The organism is Mycobacterium sp. 1165178.9 (genome assembly GCF_001673555.1).
Lineage (GTDB): Bacteria > Actinomycetota > Actinomycetes > Mycobacteriales > Mycobacteriaceae > Mycobacterium.
Genome location: NZ_LZMB01000504.1, coordinates 1 through 2204 on the forward strand (window position 1 = coordinate 1; position 2204 = coordinate 2204).

Sequence of the window (2204 nt, forward strand, 5' to 3'; positions counted from 1 at the left end):
GGTCTTCGCTGGGATACATCAGTTCACCCCACCGGCCGTAGCGGTGAACCGCTGTGTTGTGCGACGCGATACGACGCTGTGCGGTCCCATCTCAACCCTTGAAGTCGACGATGCAGGCGTACACGGTCTTGGTCTTGTTCCACAGCGTCGTGGGGGTCTTGCAGGAGTCGTTGGAAAGCAGCTGTGTCACCTGCAGCACGCCTTCGCGCACCTCGCACCTGACCGGGTAGATGGTGATGAAGTCCGCCTTCTCCGACGGGTCCGGCTTGTTCTGCTGGACCTCGATGCAGTCACCCACGCGAAGGTCGCCGACGGACACGCTCGGGCGCTGCGCTGGCGGGGCTGTGATCACCGTAGTGCGCGGCGGGGTCGGCGGCACGTACGGGCTGGGAGCCGCCGTCTTGACGGTGTCCGAACCGGATCCGCCGCTGGTGACCAGCCACACCGCCAGTGCCCCCACCGCCAGCACGATGAACAGGTACGAGGCGGTCAGCCCGAAGATGGCGCGGTCACGGCCGCGCTCGTGGCGTTGGCGGATCTGAGACAGGGCCACGTGCCCCAGCGCGGCACCGGCCGGCGCGAAGACGAACGCGAAGATGGCTGACAGCGTGGCCAATGTGTTGACCTTCGGCCCGGACGGGAAGCCCCCGGATCCTGCGGGCGGATGACCCGGCTGGTTCTGGCCGAACCCGGGCCCCTGCCCGCCGAATGGGTCGCCACCGAACGGATCCTGATAACCCCTATACGTCATCGGCGCCCCTCGATGCTGGGCCGGAGCTGGTCACCCATCCCCCTGATCAAATCGCCATCCCATTCCCCGTCAACGCGCCCAGTCGGCGGCGTTCACCGTCACCACGTGCCTTGAAACTCGTGACGTCCCACCGCAACAAATCAACATAGTCGGTGCAGGCACGACGCACTCTTTTTCCACGAGAAGCACCTTTCGGTACTGCTATATATAGTGGCGCGCCGCACACACGCGCAATTTAGGCTGCGGCGCGATGTTCGCTATTGCGTCTGTATCTAAGTTAACTGCAATGTCATACAGCTAACTCCAGTGCGTCGCAGAAGTTAGCTATCGAACGTGCAGGCTGCGTCGGGTAGTTAGCTCAATCCCGCCGGGCTAACCGGTCGGGGCTTTGGAGTTCAGAAAAGCGACTATGCCCTGGGTGACCGCGGCGGCATATTTCGCGCGGCCGTCCGGACTTTCCATTCGCGCCAAGTCACCGGCGTTTTTCATGTTGCCCAGTTCGACCAGCACCGCGGGGTACTGGGCCAGGTTCAGCCCGGCGAGGTCGTCGCGGCCGTAGAGGCCGTCCGAGCCGATGTAGTTGGCCGGCTGTAAACCGGACTGGACCAAGGCATCCCGCATCGCGTGCGCCAGCTGCACGGCGGGCCCGGCTTGGACATCGCCCAGCGGCGGGCTGGAGTAGTTGACGTGGAATCCGCTGCCGGATGCGGGCCCGCCGTCGGCGTGGATGCTCACGATCGCGTCGGGGTGCATGGCGTTGGCCGCGGCCGCGCGTCGGTCGATGCAGGGGCCGACTCCGCTGTCGTTGTCGCGCGACAGCTGGGTTCGCACACCCATCTGGTTCAGCGAATCGTTGATCAACCCCACCACCGCCCAGACGAATGTGTGCTCGGCATATCCGTCGTCGCCAACGGCGCCCGAGGCCTGGCAGGGCTTGGTGCCGCCGCGGCCGTTGGGGACCTGCTGGTTGATCGAGGCGTCGTTGACGGCGTTGTGGCCCGGGTCGAGAAAGACCGACGTCCCGGCCACCCCGGCGTTTGCGCGCGGGGCCGGCAACAACGCGCCGGCGGCGACGATCGCCGGCACCACACCGGCGATCCTCAGGACGTCGCGACGTGTTATGGATCGCGGCCCACCAGGGCGATCACTCACCGCGCGATGGTAGCAATCGGCTCGCCGGCGGTCAGAGTTCCTCGGCAGCGGTCATCAACGCCTCACCCACACTCTTCAGGAAGGTGGCCGGCACGCTGTGCCCGCATGTCACCATCCTCAGCCTGCCCTCGTAGGTGGTGACTCCCGTCAGGTATTCCCCATCGGTTTGGCTGAGCACCACCGGACCCCACACCGCAGTCGGACGCAAAGGGCTTGCGCCATCGAGGTTTTGCACGCCCAGGTTGGTGACCATGATCTCCCACGGGCTGATCCTGGTGAAAAGTTCCTCGGCATCGCTGGT

2 protein-coding genes and 1 pseudogene are annotated in these 2204 nt (G+C 65.4%); all 3 read right to left on the reverse strand.

Annotation, left to right across the window (positions count from 1 at the left end; genetic code table 11):
• Positions 1-91 precede the first annotated feature (91 nt).
• Positions 92-751, reverse strand: a complete 660-nt coding sequence (locus tag A5652_RS21545) for a DUF4190 domain-containing protein (protein WP_067356432.1) — start codon at positions 749-751, stop codon at positions 92-94.
• Positions 752-1123: 372 nt separating this feature from the next.
• On the reverse strand, positions 1124-1903 hold the full coding sequence (locus tag A5652_RS21550) for an Rv3717 family N-acetylmuramoyl-L-alanine amidase (protein WP_067356435.1): 780 nt from the start codon (positions 1901-1903) through the stop codon (positions 1124-1126).
• 31 nt (positions 1904-1934) lie between these two features.
• Positions 1935-2204 (reverse strand): annotated as a pseudogene (locus A5652_RS28175) (peptide synthetase); the annotation flags it as partial.